At 40.4% G+C, this 21,531-nt stretch carries 22 protein-coding genes; 12 read left to right on the plus strand and 10 right to left on the minus strand.

Annotation, left to right across the window (positions count from 1 at the left end; translation table 11 throughout):
* The first annotated feature begins 1 nt into the window (after position 1).
* Together cimA and JEY82_RS09585 are read left to right on the plus strand one after the other, a co-directional pair.
* The gene (cimA, locus tag JEY82_RS09580; protein ID WP_304085186.1) at positions 2-1,606 is read left to right on the plus strand and encodes a citramalate synthase; all 1,605 of its coding nucleotides are present in this window, start codon (positions 2-4) and stop codon (positions 1,604-1,606) included.
* The gene (locus tag JEY82_RS09585; RefSeq protein ID WP_304085187.1) at positions 1,588-2,433 is read left to right on the plus strand and encodes an MBL fold metallo-hydrolase; all 846 of its coding nucleotides are present in this window, start codon (positions 1,588-1,590) and stop codon (positions 2,431-2,433) included. Before cimA ends, JEY82_RS09585 begins: the two co-directional genes overlap by 19 nt.
* Positions 2,434-2,535: 102 nt before the next feature.
* Here JEY82_RS09585 and JEY82_RS09590 read toward each other — a convergent pair whose 3' ends face one another.
* Together JEY82_RS09590 and JEY82_RS09595 are read right to left on the minus strand one after the other, a co-directional pair.
* A complete protein-coding gene (locus JEY82_RS09590; protein ID WP_304085188.1) occupies positions 2,536-4,773 on the minus strand; it encodes a DUF3536 domain-containing protein in 2,238 nt (745 codons plus the stop codon).
* Between the two features lie 231 nt (positions 4,774-5,004).
* Entirely contained in the window at positions 5,005-5,430 is a 426-nt protein-coding gene (locus tag JEY82_RS09595) for a hypothetical protein (RefSeq protein WP_304085189.1), read from the minus strand.
* A 236-nt stretch (positions 5,431-5,666) separates the two neighbouring features.
* Here JEY82_RS09595 and JEY82_RS09600 point away from each other — a divergent pair, with 236 nt between their 5' ends.
* From JEY82_RS09600 to JEY82_RS09640, 9 genes are all read left to right on the plus strand, one after another.
* Positions 5,667-5,927 (plus strand): DUF493 family protein, encoded by a 261-nt coding sequence (locus JEY82_RS09600; RefSeq protein WP_304085190.1) that lies wholly within the window; start codon positions 5,667-5,669, stop codon positions 5,925-5,927.
* A gap of 280 nt (positions 5,928-6,207) precedes the next feature.
* The gene (ileS, locus tag JEY82_RS09605) at positions 6,208-9,024 is read left to right on the plus strand and encodes an isoleucine--tRNA ligase (RefSeq protein WP_304085191.1); all 2,817 of its coding nucleotides are present in this window, start codon (positions 6,208-6,210) and stop codon (positions 9,022-9,024) included.
* A gap of 89 nt (positions 9,025-9,113) precedes the next feature.
* On the plus strand, positions 9,114-9,605 hold the full coding sequence (lspA, locus tag JEY82_RS09610; RefSeq protein ID WP_304085192.1) for a signal peptidase II: 492 nt from the start codon (positions 9,114-9,116) through the stop codon (positions 9,603-9,605).
* On the plus strand, positions 9,586-10,341 hold the full coding sequence (gene lgt / locus JEY82_RS09615; RefSeq protein ID WP_304085193.1) for a prolipoprotein diacylglyceryl transferase: 756 nt from the start codon (positions 9,586-9,588) through the stop codon (positions 10,339-10,341). Before lspA ends, lgt begins: the two co-directional genes overlap by 20 nt.
* Positions 10,341-10,577, plus strand: coding sequence for a PLD nuclease N-terminal domain-containing protein (locus JEY82_RS09620; protein WP_304085194.1), 237 nt, complete (start codon positions 10,341-10,343; stop codon positions 10,575-10,577). Before lgt ends, JEY82_RS09620 begins: the two co-directional genes overlap by 1 nt.
* Positions 10,564-11,484, plus strand: a complete 921-nt coding sequence (gene ybgF / locus JEY82_RS09625) for a tol-pal system protein YbgF (protein ID WP_304085195.1) — start codon at positions 10,564-10,566, stop codon at positions 11,482-11,484. Before JEY82_RS09620 ends, ybgF begins: the two co-directional genes overlap by 14 nt.
* A gap of 36 nt (positions 11,485-11,520) precedes the next feature.
* Entirely contained in the window at positions 11,521-11,967 is a 447-nt protein-coding gene (locus tag JEY82_RS09630) for a 4Fe-4S dicluster domain-containing protein (RefSeq protein ID WP_304085196.1), read from the plus strand.
* Complete coding sequence (locus tag JEY82_RS09635) at positions 11,967-12,479, plus strand: hypothetical protein (protein ID WP_304085197.1); 513 nt, start codon at positions 11,967-11,969, stop codon at positions 12,477-12,479. The genes JEY82_RS09630 and JEY82_RS09635 overlap by 1 nt, the downstream gene beginning before the upstream one ends.
* A gap of 26 nt (positions 12,480-12,505) precedes the next feature.
* Complete coding sequence (locus JEY82_RS09640; RefSeq protein ID WP_304085198.1) at positions 12,506-13,240, plus strand: protein phosphatase CheZ; 735 nt, start codon at positions 12,506-12,508, stop codon at positions 13,238-13,240.
* Positions 13,241-13,333: 93 nt separating this feature from the next.
* On the opposite strand, the gene JEY82_RS09645 is transcribed toward JEY82_RS09640, so the two are convergent.
* Positions 13,334-14,440 carry a M20/M25/M40 family metallo-hydrolase gene (locus JEY82_RS09645; RefSeq protein ID WP_304085199.1) on the minus strand — a complete coding sequence of 369 codons (1,107 nt, stop codon included), beginning with the start codon at positions 14,438-14,440 and terminating at the stop codon, positions 13,334-13,336.
* Positions 14,441-14,521: 81 nt separating this feature from the next.
* Positions 14,522-14,905: a helix-turn-helix domain-containing protein gene (locus JEY82_RS09650; protein ID WP_304085200.1), complete on the minus strand. Its 384-nt coding sequence runs from the start codon at positions 14,903-14,905 to the stop codon at positions 14,522-14,524.
* Positions 14,906-15,022: 117 nt separating this feature from the next.
* Here JEY82_RS09650 and JEY82_RS09655 point away from each other — a divergent pair, with 117 nt between their 5' ends.
* Positions 15,023-15,628 carry a flavodoxin family protein gene (locus tag JEY82_RS09655; protein ID WP_304085201.1) on the plus strand — a complete coding sequence of 202 codons (606 nt, stop codon included), beginning with the start codon at positions 15,023-15,025 and terminating at the stop codon, positions 15,626-15,628.
* Between the two features lie 122 nt (positions 15,629-15,750).
* Here JEY82_RS09655 and JEY82_RS09660 read toward each other — a convergent pair whose 3' ends face one another.
* The 6 genes from JEY82_RS09660 to JEY82_RS09685 form a co-directional block, all read right to left on the minus strand.
* Complete coding sequence (locus JEY82_RS09660) at positions 15,751-16,008, minus strand: HypC/HybG/HupF family hydrogenase formation chaperone (protein WP_092161529.1); 258 nt, start codon at positions 16,006-16,008, stop codon at positions 15,751-15,753.
* A 32-nt stretch (positions 16,009-16,040) separates the two neighbouring features.
* Positions 16,041-16,529, minus strand: coding sequence for a HyaD/HybD family hydrogenase maturation endopeptidase (locus tag JEY82_RS09665; RefSeq protein ID WP_092161531.1), 489 nt, complete (start codon positions 16,527-16,529; stop codon positions 16,041-16,043).
* Positions 16,530-16,602: 73 nt separating this feature from the next.
* Complete coding sequence (locus JEY82_RS09670; RefSeq protein ID WP_304085202.1) at positions 16,603-18,312, minus strand: nickel-dependent hydrogenase large subunit; 1,710 nt, start codon at positions 18,310-18,312, stop codon at positions 16,603-16,605.
* 59 nt (positions 18,313-18,371) lie between these two features.
* Positions 18,372-19,319: a hydrogenase small subunit gene (locus JEY82_RS09675; RefSeq protein ID WP_304085203.1), complete on the minus strand. Its 948-nt coding sequence runs from the start codon at positions 19,317-19,319 to the stop codon at positions 18,372-18,374.
* A gap of 526 nt (positions 19,320-19,845) precedes the next feature.
* Positions 19,846-20,490, minus strand: a complete 645-nt coding sequence (tmk, locus tag JEY82_RS09680) for a dTMP kinase (protein ID WP_304085204.1) — start codon at positions 20,488-20,490, stop codon at positions 19,846-19,848.
* Positions 20,466-21,500, minus strand: a complete 1,035-nt coding sequence (locus JEY82_RS09685; protein WP_304085205.1) for a 3'-5' exoribonuclease YhaM family protein — start codon at positions 21,498-21,500, stop codon at positions 20,466-20,468. The genes tmk and JEY82_RS09685 overlap by 25 nt, the downstream gene beginning before the upstream one ends.
* Between the last annotated feature and the right edge of the window lie 31 nt (positions 21,501-21,531).

Below are 21,531 nucleotides of genomic sequence, written 5' to 3' on the forward strand. Positions count from 1 at the left end.
TATGAAAACAATAAAGATATATGACACTACCCTGCGTGACGGAACTCAAAGCGAAGAAATCAACTTAACCGTACAAGACAAAATACGCATTACCAAAAAGCTCGATGAGCTGGGCGTACATTACATTGAAGGCGGATGGCCCGGATCAAACTCCACAGATAAGGAGTTTTTCGAGGAGATTACGAATTATCACCTTGAAAATGCCAGAGTTTCGGCTTTTGGTTCTACTCATAATACTCGGGTGAAGCCGGAAAATGATACTAATCTGGCTGCTCTAGTTGATTGTGGAGCTAAGGTTGTAACTCTTTTCGGAAAAAGCTGGGACTTTCACGCTACGAATGCTTTAGGTGTCAGTCTTGAACGAAATATTGAACTGATCAGTAATAGTATTGGATTCATGCGCAAGCATGTCGAAGAACTGTTCTTTGATGCTGAGCATTTTTTTGATGGATTTAAAGATAATCCGGAATTCACATTGGCATGTTTGAAAGCGGCCCACGATGCAGGATCTGATGTTCTTGTTTTGTGTGATACTAACGGCGGAGCATTGCCTGAAGAAGTTGCTGAAGCTTGTAAGATTGTGCTTTCTAAGATTCCCGGATCAAAGATCGGGATTCATACCCATAATGACTGCGAGCTTGCCGTTGCCAACGCTCTTACAGCGGTAAGCAATGGAGCTGTGCAGGTTCAGGGAACCATAAATGGATATGGTGAAAGGTGCGGTAACGCTAACCTCTGCTCCATTATCCCGAATCTTGAACTTAAAATGGGTTTTAATGCTATTGGTAAAGATAATTTGATTAAGCTTAAAAGTGCTTCAAATTATGTTACCGAAATTGCGAACTTACGTCCGTTTCTCAGACAACCGTATGTCGGCGCCGCTGCTTTTGCTCACAAAGGCGGCGTTCACGTCAGTGCGGTCATGAAAGATTCAAAAAGCTACGAACATATTGACCCGCTTTTAGTTGGCAATGATAGACGAGTTCTGCTTTCAGACCTTTCAGGCAAAAGCAATATTCTCTACAAAGCTAAACAGTTCGGGTACAATCTAGATAAAAATGATCCAGCTGTAAGAACAATCCTTGCAGATATTAAAGAACGCGAAAGCATCGGTTTTGAATACTCCGCTGCCGAAGCCTCTTTTGAGTTGTTATTCTTTAAAGCCATGGGATGGTCCAAGAGATATTTTGAGTTCATCAACTTCTTTGTGGTTGATGCCAAGCGTAAAGAAGATAATGAGCCATTCTCCGAAGCAACTGTAATTGTTAAAGTTCACGGTCAGGAAAACCATACCGCAGCATCCGGTGATGGACCTGTTAATGCTTTGGATAAGGCCTTGCGTAAGGCTCTTGAGCAATTTTATCCCAGTTTGAAAGATGTCCGGTTACTCGACTTTAAAGTACGCGTGCTTACTGGAGCAATCAGAGATACCGAAGGCACAAGCTCAAATGTCCGCCTGCTCATCGAATCTTCAGATGGTAAGAGTCAATGGACAACAATGGGAGTCAGCAACAACATTATCGAAGCAAGCTGGCAGGCTCTCGTAGACTCAATTAATTACAAGCTCTTCAAGGATGATCCGCAAAAATGGCCAAGCTCAATGTAAACGGTGTAACGATTGATAAGCCTAGTAAGATTTCGATCTTATGTGATAACACCACCACAAGTGATTCTCTAGGTAAAGAATGGGGGCTTTCTATGGCCTTAAACCTACCTCAAGATGATCTTTGGTTGTGGGATTGTGGTGCTGGTTCACTTTTCCTGCAAAATGCACAAGAAATGAAAATTGACACAAATAAGGCGAAAGGGATTGCACTCAGTCATGGTCATTGGGACCATTCCGGAGGCATGGATGCTCTTATGGAGACTGATTTTTTAGGTCCGGTCTATGCGCATCCCAATTTTGCTGCAAAACGGTATTCAGTCCGTGCTGAAGGTGAAGTCAAAGATGCTTCTTTCCCTTGTGAATATCCGGGAACCATAATCGTTCGCGATTATACTGAGCTGGATGATGGGTTATTCATGATCACCGAAATACCTCGCATAGCCGGTCTTTTTGAGGCTACTGGGGGACTGTTCACCGACCCTGAATTGACAACCACAGATCATGTCCCCGACGATGCCTTTTTGTTAATGATGACCAAATCCGGTCCGGTCGTTATTTTAGGATGTTGTCACAGTGGACTTGCCAATAGTCTTTATCACCTGCGTGATTTGACAGGGCTTGAATCAGTGCACGCTATTATCGGCGGACTTCATCTTTTTAAAACTGATGTTAATGAATTTGAAAGCACCGCTAAAGTGATTGAAGAATTTAATCCTAAACTTGTTGCTGCCGGACATTGCACAGGTGAAAAAGGTTATGGATTTCTAAAAAACAAACTTTCATGTGATGTTCATCAGATGGGGTCAGGCTCTGTATATGAATTTTAATCATATGTTCTGATCAGTCGTTTTTATGGTTTTACATAATCGAAATGCCCCTTGGAAAAATTAATTTCTAAGGGGCATTTTTTATAGACTTTAATATTTTAACTACAAATCAAATCCAAGTAGTTCGCTCAGTTCAGCGGAAACAGTGCCATTCTGAGCCTTATCCCAATAGCAATTTTGCAACTTCCAAATATTCAAAGAAAATTCAATTGTTTTAGCTTTGCGTAATACCTCTACAACTTTATCCCACATGAACACCTGATTATGCAGCATATCGCAAAGAGTAATAGACATGCGCTCTGTTAAAGCTGCTGAGTCAGGATGATCACGTCCTGTTTCTTTAATAAAGGCCATAAAATCATCACAGGCCAAAACGTCCGTAAACAAATAGGTCCAGACAAGAGGTGACCAAAGTTCTTTCCATTTTTGAACCCAGATTTGCGTTGATTGATAATCTTCATACCCTAAGAAAATATCAGGCCCATATTCGATGACAGGTAACAGTTTTCGATCCCAGCTGTTATCTGATACGCGTTTAACCCAAGCCATTGAAAGAGACTGTCTTTTTTTCCATGATAACTGATCAAGCTTGAAGACTTCACTGTATCCGTTTTTTATTCCTTTAATCTGAACTTCACCGGAGATTACACTAGGCTCCTTCGTCCATTCCCATTTATAAGTATTAACAGCGGATTCAAGGGACCATCTGATTGCGGCCTCCCCTTTCAACCTTGAACCTAAATTACTTTCAAGTGTTATCGAAACGGAAGCCCCGGGCCAATCTACACGCCCTTCTTCACCCGGAACAGGGAATGCACCTTCTGCGGAAAGTCTTATAAGACCCTGCGCTATTAAACTTCCCGAAGTATCTTTTTGTGGTTTAATTTTACTGTTCCAAAGATCCACACCTGAACCGTATCTTTCTTCGTTGGATTTGGCTTCGGCCATAATTTGTAAAAACTTCTCCTCAAGACCGATCAGCCCAGTACTTTCGGCTATTTCCATAGCTCTAAGAACAAAGGACATATCATTTAACGGTTCAAGTCGAGCCAGATCATCAAAAAACCATCCACAGCTTGCAAATGAAGATAAGGCCCATTTTTGCATGGATAAAAGCTTCCACCCTAAATCAGCCTGAAGCGAACCTTCTTTGCACTTAAAGTAAAGCTTGAAGAAATCAGCTTGATTTATAGATCCGCTAAGCACCGCTCCATATTCCACTAAAGCTTCGCGAGAATCATTAAAGACATTCTTGCCAACTGCAAAAAAATGTTTGTCCATCAAAGTTTTAATTTCATTCAACCCGTCTCTAAGAGGCTTTCTCCATTGCTGATTCCACCCGTCATGGCCTCCGGTGCAACAGCCGCAATCAGAGCGCCATCTCTCAACGCCGTGATAGCAGCTCCATGATGAATTTTCACGTATTTTGACTTTTCTGGTAGGCGGATTTTGCGCAAGATATGCACCGTAGTTAGTCAGATTAAGGTCATCCCGGCCAGTAGCTCCTTGCGATAAAACATAGGCAAGAGCCATTTCTCCGAACTCAAAATGATGACCATAGGTTTCACCGTCCGTGCCTATTGAAAGCAGTCCCTCACCCGAAGCGCCAGAAAGTTTATTCCAGAAATCTTCACCATTTTTAAGGAGTCCTTCAAAAGCAACCGCCTGCGATAATCCTCCGTCATAGAAAAAAACAGATATAGTTTTGCCTGACGGAAGTTCGACAAGATAAGGTTCTTTAATATTAAGTGATCCTTCGTCTACCTGATGCCAATCATTTGAATTCAGTTCAGCGAGGGCTTCTGCCTGACGCGGAGCAAGCAATGTGTAAACGACACCTTGTGCGGCGAGAGCTTCAAGAGAGGCGGTGTTACAGGCCGTCTCAGAGAGCCACATGCCCTCAGGTTTACGATTAAATCTGGATTCAAAATCGGCTATTGCCCAGGCTACCTCGGTTTCCTTATCAAGGTCAGAGGCAAGCGGCATGATCACATGATGGTAAATCTGGGCTATAGCATTTCCATGTCCCCAGCGTTCAATACTTTTTGCATCGGCTTCAATTATTTTTGCGTAAAGTTCAGGCTCAGCTCGCTCAATCCAGCGAAAAAGAGTCGGGCCGACATTAAAACTCATCCATTCATAACAATTTATTATATCAAATATTCCTTTGTCACCCATGCGTCTTGCCCAGGCTAAAGGTCCGTAGCTTTCACTACAGATTCTTTCATTCCAGTGTCTGAAAGGAGCAGCACTCCCTTCTGGAAATATCATATCCAGCCAAGGATCTTCACGAGGGGGCTGATAAAAATGCCCATGAACGCATAAAAATTTTCCAGACATTTGGACCTCACTATTCATTATTTTATTAGTTATATATCCTAAATTACGTTTCAAATCCATTCTTAGTGATTCAAAGTATACTTTTAAATTATAGAATCAAACCCTATCACACTCAATAATTATAACAATAAATTCAGCGCCGAATTACTTTTTCTGTTTTGATTATTATTTCCACAAAAAAAAGCCTCTTGTTTTTTCACAAGAGGCTTTTTAAAAAATCATTTATATAAATTACTTAACACTGAAAAGTTTTAATGGAGGTTTAGTTTTTCTTTTAGGTTTTTGATTTTTATCAGTGACTCCTTTTGGAATCTTTGCAAATAAATTTTCACAGCTATAACATTCCCAGTGCTTATCTCTTTCTTGTAATCGAATTAAAACACCTTCCTGATCATAACAGACCTGACAATAAGGACCGGTTACATCAGAATCCTCTTTGATCCAATATTTTTGACCATCAAAATCCATGCACTCGGCAAGATCCAGAATATCAGAAACTTCTTTAATTTGAGAGCGTAACTCTTTGTTTTCGCTATATAGATCGAGGTAATCTTCTTGAATAATTTTTAAAAGATTTATTGCTTCTTCATTGCGTTCTTCCCGGAAGAGTTCAAGAACTTTGCGGAAATTAGTGGCATGAATGGTTTTATTTCTCATGATATACGCCCTCTTTTGCTTACAATATACAAGGCAACTTAAATATTATATCGGCAGAGTGAGAATATCCTTTAGATATTGAACTATATTTTTTGCTGCCATTGACAGGTTGTTGCAGGATTCATATATCAACAATACATTTTTTAGCGAAATCAGTTTAATTTTTGCTAAAAAATATTGCTTTCAACAATGAACATTTTTCTTTCTAATAAAGAGGAATGAGATCAGGAGTAAATATGGACGAATCAATTAACAAATTTAAAAGAGTTCTTGAAGAACATCACGAATGGCCTTGCGAATACACATTTAAATTTATTGTCCCTTCAAAGTCGCTTGATGAATTGAAAAGTCTTCTCGAAGGCATTGTCCATTCTGAAAAAGACTCCAAGACGGGCAAATATACCAGTGTAACCGCGACAGTTACCGCGGATTGCTCAGATTTTATTTTGAATTTTTATCAGAAAGCCGCAACCATTGAAGGACTTATTTCTTTATAATTAAATTGTAACAATTCACCGTTATGCAGGATGAAGGTTGACTTCCTTCTGTCCTTGTTTAAAAATGACGCGGCTTCATTATACATATATATAATAAATATATATTTTCGAGCTTGCTGTTTAAGCATTCTACTTAAGTCCAACCTACTATTATCTAAAGATTAATTATTAAATTAGTTGTCTATTTTGGTGATGTAGGGTGTTCTTAATTTTGATATTTTCGACAACTTAATAAATTTATCCAATGTTTTAAAGATACTCCCGGAGGATTTTCTAAGCGATGAGCGATTACAAAAAGACCCTGTGTCTGCCCAAAACAAAATTTCCAATGAAGGCAAACCTCAAACAGCGCGAACCTGAAATGCTTAAGCGCTGGGAAGAGACCGGGGTTTATAATAAAATGGTCGAGGCGAATAAAGATGCAGAGCAGTATGTTTTGCATGACGGCCCTCCGTACGCCAACGGGCACATTCACATGGGTACTGCCATGAACAAAGTGCTTAAAGATATCATCGTTAAATCCCGCAACATGCAAGGTCAGAAAGCCGAATACGTTCCCGGATGGGATTGTCATGGTCTGCCTATTGAACATAAGGTTTCGCAGGATCTTAAGAAAAAGAAAAAAGATCTCCCTACTCTTATTATTCGCAAACTTTGCCGTGAATACGCGCTTAAATATGTAGATATTCAGCGCAAAGAATTCAAACGCCTTGGCGTAATGGGCGTATGGGATAATCCATATCTTACACTGAAACCAGAGTATGAAGCGGCTACAGCACGTGAACTCGGACGCTTCATGGAAAATGGTTCTGTAGTAAGAGGAAAAAAACCTATTCACTGGTGCTGCTCATGTAAAACAGCCTTGGCTGAAGCAGAAGTTGAACACGAAGATCATACTTCGCCATCAATTTATGTCCGCTTTCCTCTAAATGATCCGAAAGTTCTGGAAGTTCTTCCTTCAGACATTTCATCTAAGATGGATCTGTCCCGTACATTTGTTTGTATCTGGACCACTACTCCGTGGACATTGCCCGACAATATGGCTGTGGCTCTGCATCCTGAATTTGATTACTGCGTCGCCGAAGTAAATGGTGATTTTTATATACTTGCTGAAAGACTTCTTCCTGTTTGCGCAGAATCTTTCGGTTGGGATAAGTATAATGTCCTCGGAACCTTTGAAGGAGCTAAACTTGAAGGCGCAGTTGCGGATCATCCTTTCTACGACAGAAAGTCTCCTATAGTTCTAGCTGATTATGTAACTTTAGACAGTGGTACAGGCTGTGTTCACACGGCTCCCGGCCATGGTCGCGAAGACTTTGAAACAGGAAACCGCTACGGACTTGAAGTTTATTCTCCGATTAATAATGACGGAGTTTTCCTCCAGGAAGTTGAATTTTTCGCGGGACTTAATGTTTTTGAAGCTAACCCTAAAGTTATTGAAAAGCTTGAAGAAGTGGGCAATCTCCTTGCACGTGAAAACATTACTCATTCCTATCCTCATTGCTGGCGTTGTAAAGAGCCGGTCATTTTCCGCGCAACCACACAGTGGTTCATTTCAATGGAAAAGAACGACCTGCGCAAAAACACGCTTAAAGCTATTCAGGACGATGTAAACTGGATTCCAGCCTGGGGCGAAAACCGCATCTTTAAAATGATTGAAAACAGACCTGACTGGTGTATTTCACGTCAGCGTAATTGGGGCGTGCCCATCATCGCCTTGATTTGTCAGGACTGTGATGAAGTATATAATGAAGCCAAATGGGTTTTCTCTATTGTAGACGAATTTGAGAAGCACGAAAACGGTTGTGATTACTGGTTTGAAAAATCAGTTGAAGAACTGGCCCCTGCCGGACTCAAATGTCCTAAATGCGGTGGAAATCATTGGGCTAAAGAAACCGACATCCTTGATGTATGGTTTGACTCAGGAACCAGTTTTGCTGCTGTCGTTGAAAAAAGACCTGAACTTAGATTCCCTGCGGATTTGTACCTTGAAGGATCAGATCAGCACAGAGGATGGTTCCACAGCTCACTGCTCGCTTCTATGGCAACTCGCAAAACGCCTCCTTACCGTACGGTTCTGACTCATGGCTATGTTGTTGATAAACATGGTAAAAAGATGTCTAAATCTATCGGTAACGTTATTGCACCGCAAGAAATCATAGACCAGCATGGCGCTGAAATTCTGCGCATGTGGGTTTCTGCTGTAAACTATCAGGAAGATGTTAGAATTTCTGACGAGATACTCAGCCGTCTGGTTGATGCTTACCGTAGAATCAGAAATACATGTCGTTACCTACTCGGTAACCTCGACGGTTTCAATCCAGAAACCGATGCAGTACCTGTTTCTGAACTTCTGCCTACCGATCATTTTGCACTTGATTTGATTAAAAGACAGCATGAAGTTATTCAAAAAGCTTACACAGACTTTGAATTCCATAAAGTCTACCATACCCTGCATAATCTTTGCACAACTGACCTTTCAGCTTTTTACCTTGATATCATTAAGGACAGACTTTATGTGTCCGGTGAAAAGAGTTTGGAACGCCGGTCAGCACAGACTGTGCTTTGGCAGACAATGATGATGTTGCTTACGGATATGGCTCCGGTCCTTTCTTTTACTTCCGAAGAAGTTTTCTCACATCTTCCTGAAGAAATGAAATGCGGAGTTGATACTGTTTTTGCTATCCGTCCGAAACTTCTTACTCCTGATCTCAGCAGTGATGAGATCTCCAAATGGGAGCTCCTGCTGGATGTTCGCAGAGAAGTAACTAAAGCAATTGAACCTTTGCGCAGAGAAAGGGTTATCGGTCACTCACTTGATACCAAGATTACTCTTTTTGCAGATGAAACAATCACAAAAGCTCTTGAAAGTGTTGATATGAGAGAGTTCTTTATTGTTTCCGGAGCAGAAGTTAAACCTTTAGCAGCAGCTGACAGTGACGCAGTTAAACCTGAAGAACTTGAAGGACTTGCTGTTGGAGTTGTTAAATCCGAAGGTGAAAAATGCAGCCGTTGCTGGAGATATGACACCCTTGGATCAAACGCAGAACATCCTGAACTTTGTCCGCGTTGTACAGCAGTACTTGCGGGCGAATAAGTCTAATCTTATTCATAATTAAAAAGACTACATGCCCCCGCCCCCATAATTGATTGAGGACGGGGGCATGTTTGCAAAAAGGGTCTGCAATGAAGAAATACTCACTGGCTGGAATTATTGCTGCAGTGATCATTATCCTTGATCAGGTTACAAAAATAGCTGTTCGCAACAATCTGGAACTGTGGTCTTCCAAAACATTGATTCCTGACTATTTCAATCTTGTTTACGTGGTTAATAAAGGAGCCGCTTTCGGTTTCCTTAATCGCGGTGATATCAGTTGGCAACGAACTTTTTTTATAGTTGTGACGATCATTTCATTAGGAGCAATCACCATGTTGCTCAGGTCAACAAATAATAAAGATTTTTTTCAAATATCAGGTCTTGGTTTTATACTTGGCGGAGCTATCGGAAACTTAATTGATAGAATTCTATACGGTGAAGTTACGGACTTCCTTGATATTTATGTCGGGACATATCATTGGCCGGCATTTAATGTAGCAGACATTGCTATCTGTCTTGGAGCTTTAGCCATGATTATTTCAATTTACCGGAACAAGTCTAATGCACCCGATACTGTTTAGCATAGGATCACTGCCGATATACAGCTACAGCGTATATCTCACAGCTGGCTGTCTGATGGCAATGGCGTGGACAATGAGAGAGGCTCGTCTCAAAGACCTGCCCTTCACTATGGCTCCCGTTGCCGGAATTATTGCAATTGTCAGCGGACTTGTCGGGGCGCGTGCTCTTTATGTGGCTCTATATTCACAGGAATTCATTCATAATCCTGTTGAAATTTTATACATATGGCAAGGTGGACTTGTTTTTTCAGGGGCTTTTTTATTCGGTTCACTCAGCGGTTTACTTTTCCTTAAATCTCAAAAACAACCTTTATTGCAATGGCTTGATTGCATTGCTCCGGGAGTAGCTCTTGGGCAGACAATTGGACGTCTAGGCTGTTTTTTTGCGGGATGCTGTTACGGAAAAACAACATCTCTTCCGTGGGGTGTTACTTTCTCCGATCCCGGCTCACTTGCGCCGATAGGACATTTATTGCACCCAACTCAATTATACCATAGTCTGGCCGGGTTATTAACATTCGTTATTCTTCTTACAGCTAAGAATTTTATAAAAAGTGAAGGCGGATTAACAGGTTTATTTCTTATATTGTTTTCAGTGTGCAGATTTATTATTGAATTTTTCAGAGCTGATTACAGAGGCGAACTAGGGTCTTTCAGCTTAACTCAGTTTTTTACTTTGATCTTTTTTTCAATTGGAATTTATCTATTATTTATACATAAGCACAGGAGCGCATAATGTTTTTTGGAAATATACCAACCCTTCCAGCTGAAACATGGATGATTATCCTCGGCAGTGTCGGTTTTTTTGCACTACTTACCCTTTTTGCAATATGGGATGCGTTTAAAAGAGAATTCCCTTCAAATATGGAAAAAGTAGGATGGATTCAGCTTGTAATTTTTATTCCTTTTTTGGGCTGTCTGGCATACTTTATTCTCGGACGAAACAGGGGAAAGAAATATGAAGAAAAATAATTTTATACATCGCCTGCTTATTTCGATTTTGACTCTTTCCGTAATTACGGGGATAGGCGGATGTGTCACCACTTCTGATATGGAAAGCCTCAGAATGGAAGTAAGACAAAATAGAAGTCAGCTTAACAAAAAAATTGACACCCTTGATCAGCAAATGGATCAAGCGGATAAATCTATTCGAAATGAGATAAAAACATCCAATAATCCAATGCAAACCCGTCAGGCAAACATCTGGGCTGAAGTTAATTCTCTAAAGATGGATGTCGCGAAGCTACAAGGATCGTTAGATTCTCTTACTCTCACCGTTCAAGAAATTAATGGTGGCGACTCTAACAGTACTATTTCACTTCGTGAACTTTCTCAGCAGTTTAGCCATATGCGAATGGCTCTTGAAAGCCAACTTGATATGGACTTAAACCTCATTAAGCCGCACAATGAAATGAAACGTCCTGCATCGGTTTCAGCGACAATAAGTCAACCAACTGGAATCGCGGCAGTTCTGGCTTCTCCTGCTAAAACAGACAAAACGGCTGATCCTGCTCAAGCCCTCTATAACAAGGCTCTTGAATCCTTTAAAGCTAGAGAGTATAAAAAAGCGATTGTAGATTGGGCAGAATTCACTAAAAATTTCCCTAAAAATAGCCTTGTACCGAATTCGATATTTTGGGAAGGAGAGTGTTACTACCAACTTAAAGACTATCCTAACGCCGCATTAAAATATCAAGTTGTCATCGCTAAGTATCCATCGAGCAACAAGTTTAAATCGGCGATGCTTAAACAAGGAATTTGTCTTATTAAATTAGGAAAAACAAAATCCGGTAAATATATTTTGGAAGACTTGATCAAAAAAGCTCCTGAATCAGCAGAAGCTAAAAGAGCCAAAGAAGTTATTAAGAACCTAAAATAGCACACCTTTATAAATCTTTTAATTGGAATAAATAAAATGACTGAAAACAAAAATTTCAATAAAATAGTCCACTTGTCATTTCCTCCAAACGTTTCAGGTCGCCCTGTTATCTGTAACCTTGGTAAATTATATGATTTAAGTTTTAATATTTTAAAAGCAGACATAAACCCTCGCCATGAAGGGAATATGACTCTTGAAATTACCGGACCTGAAGAAGAATTTCATAAGGGAATAAATTACCTGAAAGAAAATAGAATTAAAATCATACCGGTTACACAAAAAATATCCAGAGACGAAGAATCATGTATGCACTGCGGAATGTGCCTTGCCATGTGCCCTACCGGAGCTCTTTCATTGGATATGCAGTCTCGCAAAGTTCTTTTTGAACTTGAAAAATGTACTGCATGTGGATTGTGCACCAAAATATGCCCCGTCAGAGCAATGGAAATTGATCCGCAGGAGAAAGAAAATAGGACTACATAATGGACCACACCACTGATTATTCAAGCATAAAAACCCGGATCAAAGGATACGGAAGAATTTCTGCGTCCCTTAGCAATCAGCCTCTTTTTAGAGGATTCGGAGGTGGGAAAAAACATCCAGCTGAAGACCTTGATGACTCTAAGGTGCCAGAATGGTTGAGGGTTTATCTTATTGAAATTGATCGAAAACTTGATCAACTTCTTGGTGTTCAGAGTGTAAAAGATATTTCTAAAGATTTTCCAATTGATATTGAAGTTCTGGAAATTTCCGGTAACGGAATAACCTTTAGAACGGATTCCAAATTAAAGCCCAAATGTGTCATGGAGGTTGTTCTTGTTTTGGATAAGTTCCCTCTGCGTATGGTCAGTACAAAAGGAATAGCTGAAGCAGGACAGAATGCAGACACATGGTCTCTGAAATTTAAAAACATAAAAGAACATGACCTTGAGGCTATAATTAAATTCGTGTTCAGTGAACAACGCGAACGAATTCGGACCGATAAAATATCCTAAAAACGAGATCCCCGAAGGAGTGTACTGTGGTTAACGATGATCAAATCGTGCGAGACATGATGGAAAAAGTTTCTGCGGACCTGACTAAAAGCTTGAAAGAAAGCATCACCTTAGCGATCCAGAAAGAAATTTCCAAAAGCATGTCTAAAACACTTCTTGAAGGGGAATTTTATCGTCGGATTAACGAAGATCTTCAAAGCGGACTTAAAGATATTTATCAGGAAGTCGCAAAAGCTAAAAAAGGTCCAACATCCTCTATATCTGTTTCAGTTGATGCGAACCCCGATGATTTGTTCAACGAAGCATCCGATCAATTGGATGCGATCATGCGGACAACGGAAAAAGCCACTCAGGACATAATGGATATTGTTGAAAAACTTCAGGATATGCAGTTCGCCCTTGCAGCTATTGTTAAAGGCTTTGAATCCGGTGGAGTAAAAAAAGAACAACGTGAAGAACTTGGTAAGATTAATCATACTCTTGGCGAAGATCTCATGAACATTATGACAACGCTCAGTTTTCAAGATCTCACAGGACAACGAATTAAAATTATTGTTGATACTATTAAAAGCGTCGAAAAAATAGTTTTAGATTTGTACATGTCTACCGGACTAAAAATTAAAGCTCGTGAAAAGACTCCAGAAAAATCACTTGAGGAATTGGATCAAGTAGCTGAGACACAGATGAGCGAATTACAAGGTCCAACCGAAGGAAGCGATCAAGGTGAAGTCGACGATTTACTCGCTTCTTTAGGCTTATAGTAACAATTTTTATTTTTATAATTATTCACGAATAGAGCCCTCAGTTTATAAAACTGAGGGCTCTATTCGTTTAAATAACTTAACAGAAATTAACTAGCTCTTCATAATATCAGCAACCAATTCCGCGCAATCGGTCATGGATTTAATTTTAATAAATTCCTCGACAGTGTGCACCTTGCTCATACCAATTCCGAGCGTTAAAACGTCATACCCTTTTCCATAAAGAATATTGGAATCACTGCCGCCTCCAGTTGAAACGCGACTGGAAGAAAGACTTATATTCTTACAACTTTGTTCCACTTTAGCCAAAAGCATGCTGCTTTCGTCTACATGAAGAGCCGGATATGAAATTTCATAATCAAAGTCGCAAGCTCCACCAAAATTATCAGCTGCATCCACACAACATTTTTTCATGTGATCAAGTTGACTCTGCAAGGATTCTTCGTTTGTGGAACGGGCTTCAGCAGAAAGCGTAACCTGCTCAGTTACAATATTTGTCGACCCGCCGCCTTCAATACTTCCGAGGTTTGCAGTAGTTTCTTTGTCTATGCGAAGCAGATTCATATGAGTGACAGCCTCAGCTGCAATCTGGATAGCACTTATTCCCGATTCAGGAGTGATGCCCGCATGAGCTGATTTACCTTTAAAAACAATCTTAATTCCAGCCTTAGCAGGAGCCTTAATAACAATGGTACCAACCGCTCCGCCTGAATCGAGCACAATAACATTTTTAGCAGGTAATAAAGTGGCATCCATATTTTTAGCGCCGTGCATGCCGGATTCTTCACAAATGGAAAACATTAAATAAATCTCAGGATGAGGAATAGACTCTTCTTCAAGATGTTTTAATGCCTCAATCATTATCGCCAGCCCTGCTTTATCATCGCCACCTAAAACAGTGTCACCCGAGCTGTACACAACGTCGTCTTTAACAACAGGAACAACTCCGCAACATGGATTTACACAATCCATATGAGCAGAAAAAGCGATAGGATCTCCGTCACCCGTTGCTGGAATTTGAACAAAGATATTCCCGGTATTTCCACCGCATGCCTTTCCGGCATTATCCTTTATAATTTCATATCCTTTATCCTGCATCAAAGAGCAGAGATAATCTGCAACATTTTTTTCTTTGAGGGAAGGACTATCAATTTTAACTAAATCTAAAAATAAACTTAAAATTCTATCTTTATTAATCATATTGTACCAACTTTGAGTCTAAATATTTATGATATGCAAAATTATCATTAATCTTTTAAAATGAACAAGAGAAATAACGGCTTATTTTTTTTCGTATCCATCGCCCTTTAAAACTTCTCCATCATACAGAAACTCTTCATACTCCACTCCCCATTTCCGCATACTTTCTAAAACAGGAATCAAACGTTCTCCTATGGGAGTTAGCGTATATTCAACTTTAGGCGGGACGACCTTATACACTTCTCGATGAACCAGACCATCGGATTCAAGTTCACGGAGTTGTTTTGTCAGCATTCGTTCAGTTACTTCCGGAATTCTTTTTCTAAGTTCTCCGAAGCGCAAAACTTTCTCTCGAAACAAGAAATATAAAATTATAGGTTTCCATTTGCCACCAATAACAAGTAAAGTAAGCTCAAAAAAACATTTATACTCTTTGCCGTTAAGATTTTTCATACTGCACGTCATAATAAAACCTCTTTATACTATCTTTTGTGTAAGTACATAACAAATAAGTTGGTACTTGTAAAAAAAGAAGAATGGGGTATTGTTCATTATCTTAGAAATTCAATAAGGAGAAATCAAATGTACGCTTTAGCTATCAACGGCAGTCCTCGTAAAGGAGGGAACACTGAAATATTACTGAATACAGCTCTGGAACCATTAACCGAAGCAGGTTGGGAAACTGAACTTATTCGTGTGGGCGGAAAGCCTATGCATGGATGTATGGCTTGTTATAAATGCATGGAAAATAAAGATAATAAATGTGTGATAAAAACAGATAATTTCAATGAACTATTTGAAAAGATTATGAGAGCTGATGCTCTTATTTTCGGATCACCTACATATTTCACAGATGTTTCGGCTGAGCTTAAAGGAGTGTTAGATCGCGCAGGGATTGTATCCATTGCAAATGACCAGGTCCTACGTGGTAAAATCGGAGCAGCTGTAGTTGCTGTTCGCCGCGGCGGAGCAACTCATGTTTATGACACTATCAACCATATGTTTCTCATGAGCCAGATGATTGTTCCAGGGTCGACTTATTGGAACATGGGTTATGGTAGAGAAAAAGGCGATGTGAAAAATGATGCGGAAGGATTACGTAATATGAATCATCTTGGAATGGCAATTAACTGGCTTGGCAAAGCTATAAAGCCACACCTTGATTCTTATCCTGCTCCGCGTGATTAAAGTTTAAAAAATAAATTGATTACTTTCGTAGTTATTATAAAGCCCGTAATCTTAGAAATAAGATTACGGGCTTTATCTTTCAGAAAGAAACTTTAATAAAATCAATCAAAAAAGTTTTATACTTAAAAACCGCAAGCTTCTGGTTTTGTTCCGTCAGCTAAACTAAGCATTTCTCTTAATATTTTAAGAGTTTCTTCTGCTTCAGATGTTTCCAGTTTTCTTAACGCAAATCCAGCATGAACTATCAGATAATCCCCTACCTTAACTTCATCAGCCATAAGCATCAACGAAGCATCAAGATATGTTTCACCTTCACCCACGCGACAACGGGCAACCTTGTCGTTAATGGACTCAATTTCAACAGGAATAGCTAAACACATGAAAAAACCCCTTATTTACGGTTGGTGCAGACTTATGCTGTTTTATAGGAACCGCCGGCAGCGATAACTTCTTCAAGCACTCTTTCTTTCATAATAGGAAATTGTGCTTTAACAGTATCAGAAACATGCTCGCACATAGTCTCGTAATCAAAAGGCTCAACCCCTACAACAACACAATCAGGACGGCTGTCGCATAGATCACATAAAACTAATGTATCAAGTAAGTCAGTCTGATGCATGGAATCTTTAAATGCCAGACTCCTACGCAAATCCTCTCCTGTCAAGCGATAAACAGATCCGGGTTCACCGTCTCCAAGCACCGCATCTACCACTATAAGCATGTCACATTCCATTATGGGCCCCATAAGAACGGTTCCCAGAGTTCCGCCATCCATAAGTGTGACGTTGGGAGAAAAAGAAAATTCTTTTTGCAGATCGGTTACAACCTTTACACCGATACCTTCATCGGTGAAAAGAATGTTTCCAACTCCTAGAACTAAAATTTTTTTACTTTCAGACATCTTAATCCTTTTAAATAGAAAACGGGAACCCGGAAAAGCCGGATTCCCGTTAAGTAGTCGGAAACTCAGGGCCTTACATTACTTTGAATTTATGAACCTCATTCGTTCTTGCATCGATAACATGCACACCACAAGCAATGCAAGGATCGTATGAATGAACAGTACGGAGGATTTCAACCGGACGTTTAGGATCAGCAATCGGAGTCCCAACAAGGGCTTCTTCAACCGCAGACATTTTGTTCTGATTACAGCGGGGTCCGAGGTTCCATGTTGAAGGAACAACAAGCTGGAAGTTCTCGATTTTTTTGTCTTTAATCTTAATCCAGTGAGAAAGAGCACCACGAGGTGCGCCGACGAATCCGACACCTTCAGCTTCATCGGGCATATCCCACTCAACTGCGATGTCTGTGTTGCCGGAACTGATGTTGTCTTCGAGGTTATTAACCCATTCTGACATGGTGTTAGCCACAACAGTGGTTTCAATACCGCGAGCTGCAGTACGGCCAAGAGTAGAGAATAGAGCATCTGCTCCGACTCCAAGATGACTGAGAACACTGTTAACAACAGGTACGAAGTCTTTATGTCCTCTAGCGTATGCTGTGAGAACGTGAGCAAGAGGACCGACTTCCATGGATTCGCCTTTATAGCGAGGAGCTTTCATCCATGAGTAGCGGTCTCTGTCTTCGTAAGAAGTATACTGAGGATCAGTTTCGCCTTCATAAGGATGGAGTGAAGACTCTCCCTTATACCAGCTGTGTTTAATATCTTCTTTGATTGATGCAGGATCAAAATTCATAACGTTTTTAAGGTCACGATTCATGATTACACCCTGAGGAATGAAACGGCTGTCGATATCATTTTCAACAGACGGGAATTCACCGAAGCTCAGGAAGTTACTGGTTCCGCCGATTCCAGCCCAATCTTTATAGTAGGAAGCTACCATTAACAGGTCAGGAATGTAGCATTCATCAACGAATTTTTTAGTTTCATTGTAAAGATCTTTAAACTCTTGAATACGTTCTTTTGATAAAGACTCGTAACAAGTTACACCACCTACGATGGTAAACTGCGGATGTGGATTCTTTGCACCGAAAACAGCCATTGCGCGGGCTGCTTTAACCTGAAGATGTAGACCTTCGAGGTAATGAGCTGTTGCGATGAGGTTTTCTTCGGGTTTCAGATAGTAAGCATCATGACCGCCGAGGAAGTAAGCATTGGTGAAAATACCAAGTTGTCCGGAATCAACAAAAGCTTTCAATTTTACTTGAACAGCTTTGAGATCTTCAGGTTTGGTCACACGTGAAGACATGCTGTTAGCGAGCTTTGCAGCCTTAACAGGGTCGGCCTGAAGGCCGCTGACTACGTCAACCCAATCAAGGGCATGGAGATGATAGAAATGAACGATATGATCATGCAGGTACTGAGAACCCATAACTAAGTTACGGATAATTTTAGCATTTTCAGGTAGAACTTTATCTACACCGATAGCGTTTTCTACAGCGCGGGTGGAAGCAAGGGCATGTACATAAGTACAAACACCGCATGAACGCTGTGTGAAATGCTGAGCATCTCTTGGATCACGGCCTTTGAGAATAATTTCAAGACCGCGGAAGAGCTGAGCACTACTCCAAACGTTGCTTACTTTACCATTTTCAACTTCAACTTCGATTTTCAAATGTCCTTCGATTCGAGTAAGCGGGTCAACCGTGACGGGACCAGTGTAGTTCTTATCGAAGGGGGTGGCCATTACAGCAGGCCCCGACTTTGACTTGCAACCAGACATATACAATCCTCCAGAAAATAGAATGTAACTTCAACAAACTTCCATATAGAAAGATGATATTAACTCGGTTCGTAGAACGGACTCATCTCATCCCAGAAGTTTGGCTCACTACAGCCGATGCATGGATGTCCAGCTTCAACAGGCCAGTTAGTCTGATTAAACTTGACTTTCGGGCAATTATTGTAGGTGTCCGGTCCTTTACAGCCCAGCTCGTAAAGACAGTAGCCTTTTCTAGCTTCTTCGGAACTAAAGGATGGTGCAAATTCATCAGCTTCAAAATGTTTGAGTCTGGGACAGTTGTCGTGAACTGATTCGCCATAAAAAATGACGGGGCGACCATCGCTATCAAGTTCAGGAATACCTTTGGTCAGGTAATGAACAACTGTTCCTACGAAATTATACGGGTTTGTCGGGCAGCCTGGAAGATTTACAGTAGTAATTCCGCCAAGAGCTTCACTGACGCCCTTTGCCTGTGATGGATTAGGTGCTGCGGCCTGAACCCCTCCGTAACAGGCACATGTGCCGATACAGATGGTAGCCATTGCTTTAGGAACTATTTCCTGACAAATTTCAAGCATTGATTTACCGGCAACCTTACCCCACGCACCATCTTCAATAGTAGGAATTCCACCTTCTATTACACAGATAAATCCTTCTGGAGCGTTGATTGCTTCATGCAGTGCTTCTTCAGCAGCATGTCCGGCGGCAGCCATAATCGTTTCATGATAATCAAGAGAAATCGTGTCTAGAATCAAAGCATCAATGTAAGGAGAAACAGTACGAAGAACTGCTTCTGAACAGCCGGTACATTCGGCCATGTGCAGATAAACAACAGAAGGACGCCTTTTTTGAGTAAGAGCTTCAGCTATTGTAGGAGCAAAAGCCGGTCCCATACCCATAACAGCGGCAGTTGTTGCGCAGAACTTCATAAAGTCACGGCGGGATACACCATTCTGCTCCAGGCGTTTTTCCGCTCCATCCTTTCCGAGTCCCACAGAGAATTTCATAAAAACCTCCATCCTCTAGTTAAAAATCAGTGAGAGTTACCCCCTGACAACACAGTTTTTAAGGTGGAATTAGAAACATATCCAATTCCTAAAAACGTGAATACAAACCCCGTGATCAGTTTACAGTTGCAACTTGATGTAATGCGTATGCAAAAATCAGTTCTCTAGTCCAAGCAACTGCTTAGCTATTGAATATTTCAATTAGAAATAAACCATTTAACTATGACTGCGTCAACCACAAATGCAAAATTATGGATTTAGATGGCTTATTGCGTCTTTTATAGACAAAAACAGCACCATATAACACCGATCCTAATTTCTTATGCATTAAAGATTACGTTTATAATAAATAATATCTTAAAAATAAAATACTTGATAGCTGGAATAACATGGCATCATGTGCTACATGTGGGGGATTCGTGTTACCTAACAAAAAAAAGTAGCTCCGTTCCTTAAACAAGAAACGGAGCTACTGTAATACTCAATAAAATAAATATATTGGATAATTAAAATACTTAATTTATAATTAATTTTTACCCTTTTCGATAACTTCTAAAACTTTCTCTTTAATTTGAGAAAATATTTCATCCGGCGTCTGATCCGCATTAATTACAAAAATTCTTTCGTTATTAAGTGCTGCCCATGTCAAATACCCTTCTCTGACTCTGGAATGAAACTCAATTGATTCAGCTTCAAAACGACCTTCTTCCTGAATTTTATTTTCATCTAAATTTCTGGTCGTAGCTCGTTTAAGACCTAATTCCGGTTCGATATCAAGTAGTATCGTTAAATCCGGCCAACATCCAGAAACAGCTACTTCATTAAGTTCACGTAACAGTTTTGGGTCAAGGCCTCGTCCATATCCTTGATACACTATAGTAGAGTCAGCAAATCGGTCAGAAATGACAATCCGGTCAGCTTCAATGGCTGGACGAATCACCTGGCTGACATGCTGGGCTCTATCTGCAAGGTAAAGAAAAAACTCGCACTGTCCTGTAATATCGGTACTATCCATATTAAGAAGAATCTTACGTAACTCTTTACCTATTCTGCTTCCACCCGGCTCCAGTGTTACATCCACTCCATGTCCGGACTCTTCTAGAAATTTTACCAAACGCTTTATCTGCGTAGTCTTTCCAGTTCCTTCTATGCCTTCAAAGGTAATGAACATTGAGCCTCCGATTTTTTAATGTCAGATTGGGGGTTGTTATCACATGGTGATTTTTCCGATCTATATAGATACCTATCAAGAAAACGTTGATATGGAGTCCAGTTGCTTTCGACTCCTTCCAATTTATCAAGTTCAGCAAAAATTGTATTCATTTTGGCATCAATATTATCGGCAAAATGTAAAATGAACGCCTCAGGAGTTTTGGGTCGTTTCGGCGCACCGTACTCATATTCACCGTGATGAGACAATATTAAATGCTTAAAGTGAAGCTTTAACTTATTATCCAACTCCTTAGATCGTTGGAGAAAAGGTTCTAAAACTTCAACTCCGATATGTATATGCCCTAGAAGACGACCTTCATCGGTGTAGTCATTTTTTAGGCCTCCGGAGAGTTCCCAAGCCTTGCCTAGATCATGAAAAATTGCCGCGGCAAGCACAACCTGTCTGTCAACCTGCGGGTAATTATTGCAAATGGACATACAAAGCTTAGCAACAGCAAGAGTATGTTCTAAAAGACCTCCGACATATGCATGATGGACAGTCTTTGCTCCTGTTGCGCTAAGTAGCCGTTTATGAATTTCTTCATTTTTTAAAACCTTACGGCAAAACTTTTTCCACGGTGGATGAACCATATGTTCTGCCACCATGTAATCTAATTCCTGCATCATTTCTTCAGGCTTTTGCGGGCTTGAAGGTAAAAAGTCCGATATTTCAAGCTCAGATTGATCAGGATCAAGTATTTCAAGCTGTTCAATTGTAAGTTGCGGTTGATCTCTATATGAACCGACCATCCCTCCGGCAACTACAAACATCCCCGCTTCAAGGCCTGCAAATGCCTGACTTAGCGGACTCCAGATTTTAGCTTCTACTGAACCGGAATTATCCTGCAACTTTAGATTCCAGAAAGGTCCATTCTTGGATTCCCGAATCTGAGCATCAGAAATCAGAAAAATGTCTCTGATTCTTAAACCATTAATAAGATCTTTAATATATGTAGTTTTTTGCGACACTTCTTGCTATTCCCGAGTTGCTTTGATACCT

Source organism: Maridesulfovibrio ferrireducens, assembly GCF_016342405.1.
Classification (GTDB): domain Bacteria; phylum Desulfobacterota; class Desulfovibrionia; order Desulfovibrionales; family Desulfovibrionaceae; genus Maridesulfovibrio; species Maridesulfovibrio ferrireducens_A.

Coding starts and splice junctions, on each gene's coding strand:
- cimA (WP_304085186.1), top strand. CDS start 2: ATGAAAACAATAAAGATATATGACACTACCCTGCGTGACGGAACTCAA.
- JEY82_RS09585 (WP_304085187.1), top strand. CDS start 1,588: ATGGCCAAGCTCAATGTAAACGGTGTAACGATTGATAAGCCTAGTAAG.
- JEY82_RS09590 (WP_304085188.1), bottom strand. CDS start 4,773: ATGTCTGGAAAATTTTTATGCGTTCATGGGCATTTTTATCAGCCCCCT.
- JEY82_RS09595 (WP_304085189.1), bottom strand. CDS start 5,430: ATGAGAAATAAAACCATTCATGCCACTAATTTCCGCAAAGTTCTTGAA.
- JEY82_RS09600 (WP_304085190.1), top strand. CDS start 5,667: ATGGACGAATCAATTAACAAATTTAAAAGAGTTCTTGAAGAACATCAC.
- ileS (WP_304085191.1), top strand. CDS start 6,208: ATGAGCGATTACAAAAAGACCCTGTGTCTGCCCAAAACAAAATTTCCA.
- lspA (WP_304085192.1), top strand. CDS start 9,114: ATGAAGAAATACTCACTGGCTGGAATTATTGCTGCAGTGATCATTATC.
- lgt (WP_304085193.1), top strand. CDS start 9,586: ATGCACCCGATACTGTTTAGCATAGGATCACTGCCGATATACAGCTAC.
- JEY82_RS09620 (WP_304085194.1), top strand. CDS start 10,341: ATGTTTTTTGGAAATATACCAACCCTTCCAGCTGAAACATGGATGATT.
- ybgF (WP_304085195.1), top strand. CDS start 10,564: ATGAAGAAAAATAATTTTATACATCGCCTGCTTATTTCGATTTTGACT.
- JEY82_RS09630 (WP_304085196.1), top strand. CDS start 11,521: ATGACTGAAAACAAAAATTTCAATAAAATAGTCCACTTGTCATTTCCT.
- JEY82_RS09635 (WP_304085197.1), top strand. CDS start 11,967: ATGGACCACACCACTGATTATTCAAGCATAAAAACCCGGATCAAAGGA.
- JEY82_RS09645 (WP_304085199.1), bottom strand. CDS start 14,440: ATGATTAATAAAGATAGAATTTTAAGTTTATTTTTAGATTTAGTTAAA.
- JEY82_RS09650 (WP_304085200.1), bottom strand. CDS start 14,905: ATGACGTGCAGTATGAAAAATCTTAACGGCAAAGAGTATAAATGTTTT.
- JEY82_RS09655 (WP_304085201.1), top strand. CDS start 15,023: ATGTACGCTTTAGCTATCAACGGCAGTCCTCGTAAAGGAGGGAACACT.
- JEY82_RS09660 (WP_092161529.1), bottom strand. CDS start 16,008: ATGTGTTTAGCTATTCCTGTTGAAATTGAGTCCATTAACGACAAGGTT.
- JEY82_RS09665 (WP_092161531.1), bottom strand. CDS start 16,529: ATGTCTGAAAGTAAAAAAATTTTAGTTCTAGGAGTTGGAAACATTCTT.
- JEY82_RS09670 (WP_304085202.1), bottom strand. CDS start 18,312: ATGTCTGGTTGCAAGTCAAAGTCGGGGCCTGCTGTAATGGCCACCCCC.
- JEY82_RS09675 (WP_304085203.1), bottom strand. CDS start 19,319: ATGAAATTCTCTGTGGGACTCGGAAAGGATGGAGCGGAAAAACGCCTG.
- tmk (WP_304085204.1), bottom strand. CDS start 20,490: ATGTTCATTACCTTTGAAGGCATAGAAGGAACTGGAAAGACTACGCAG.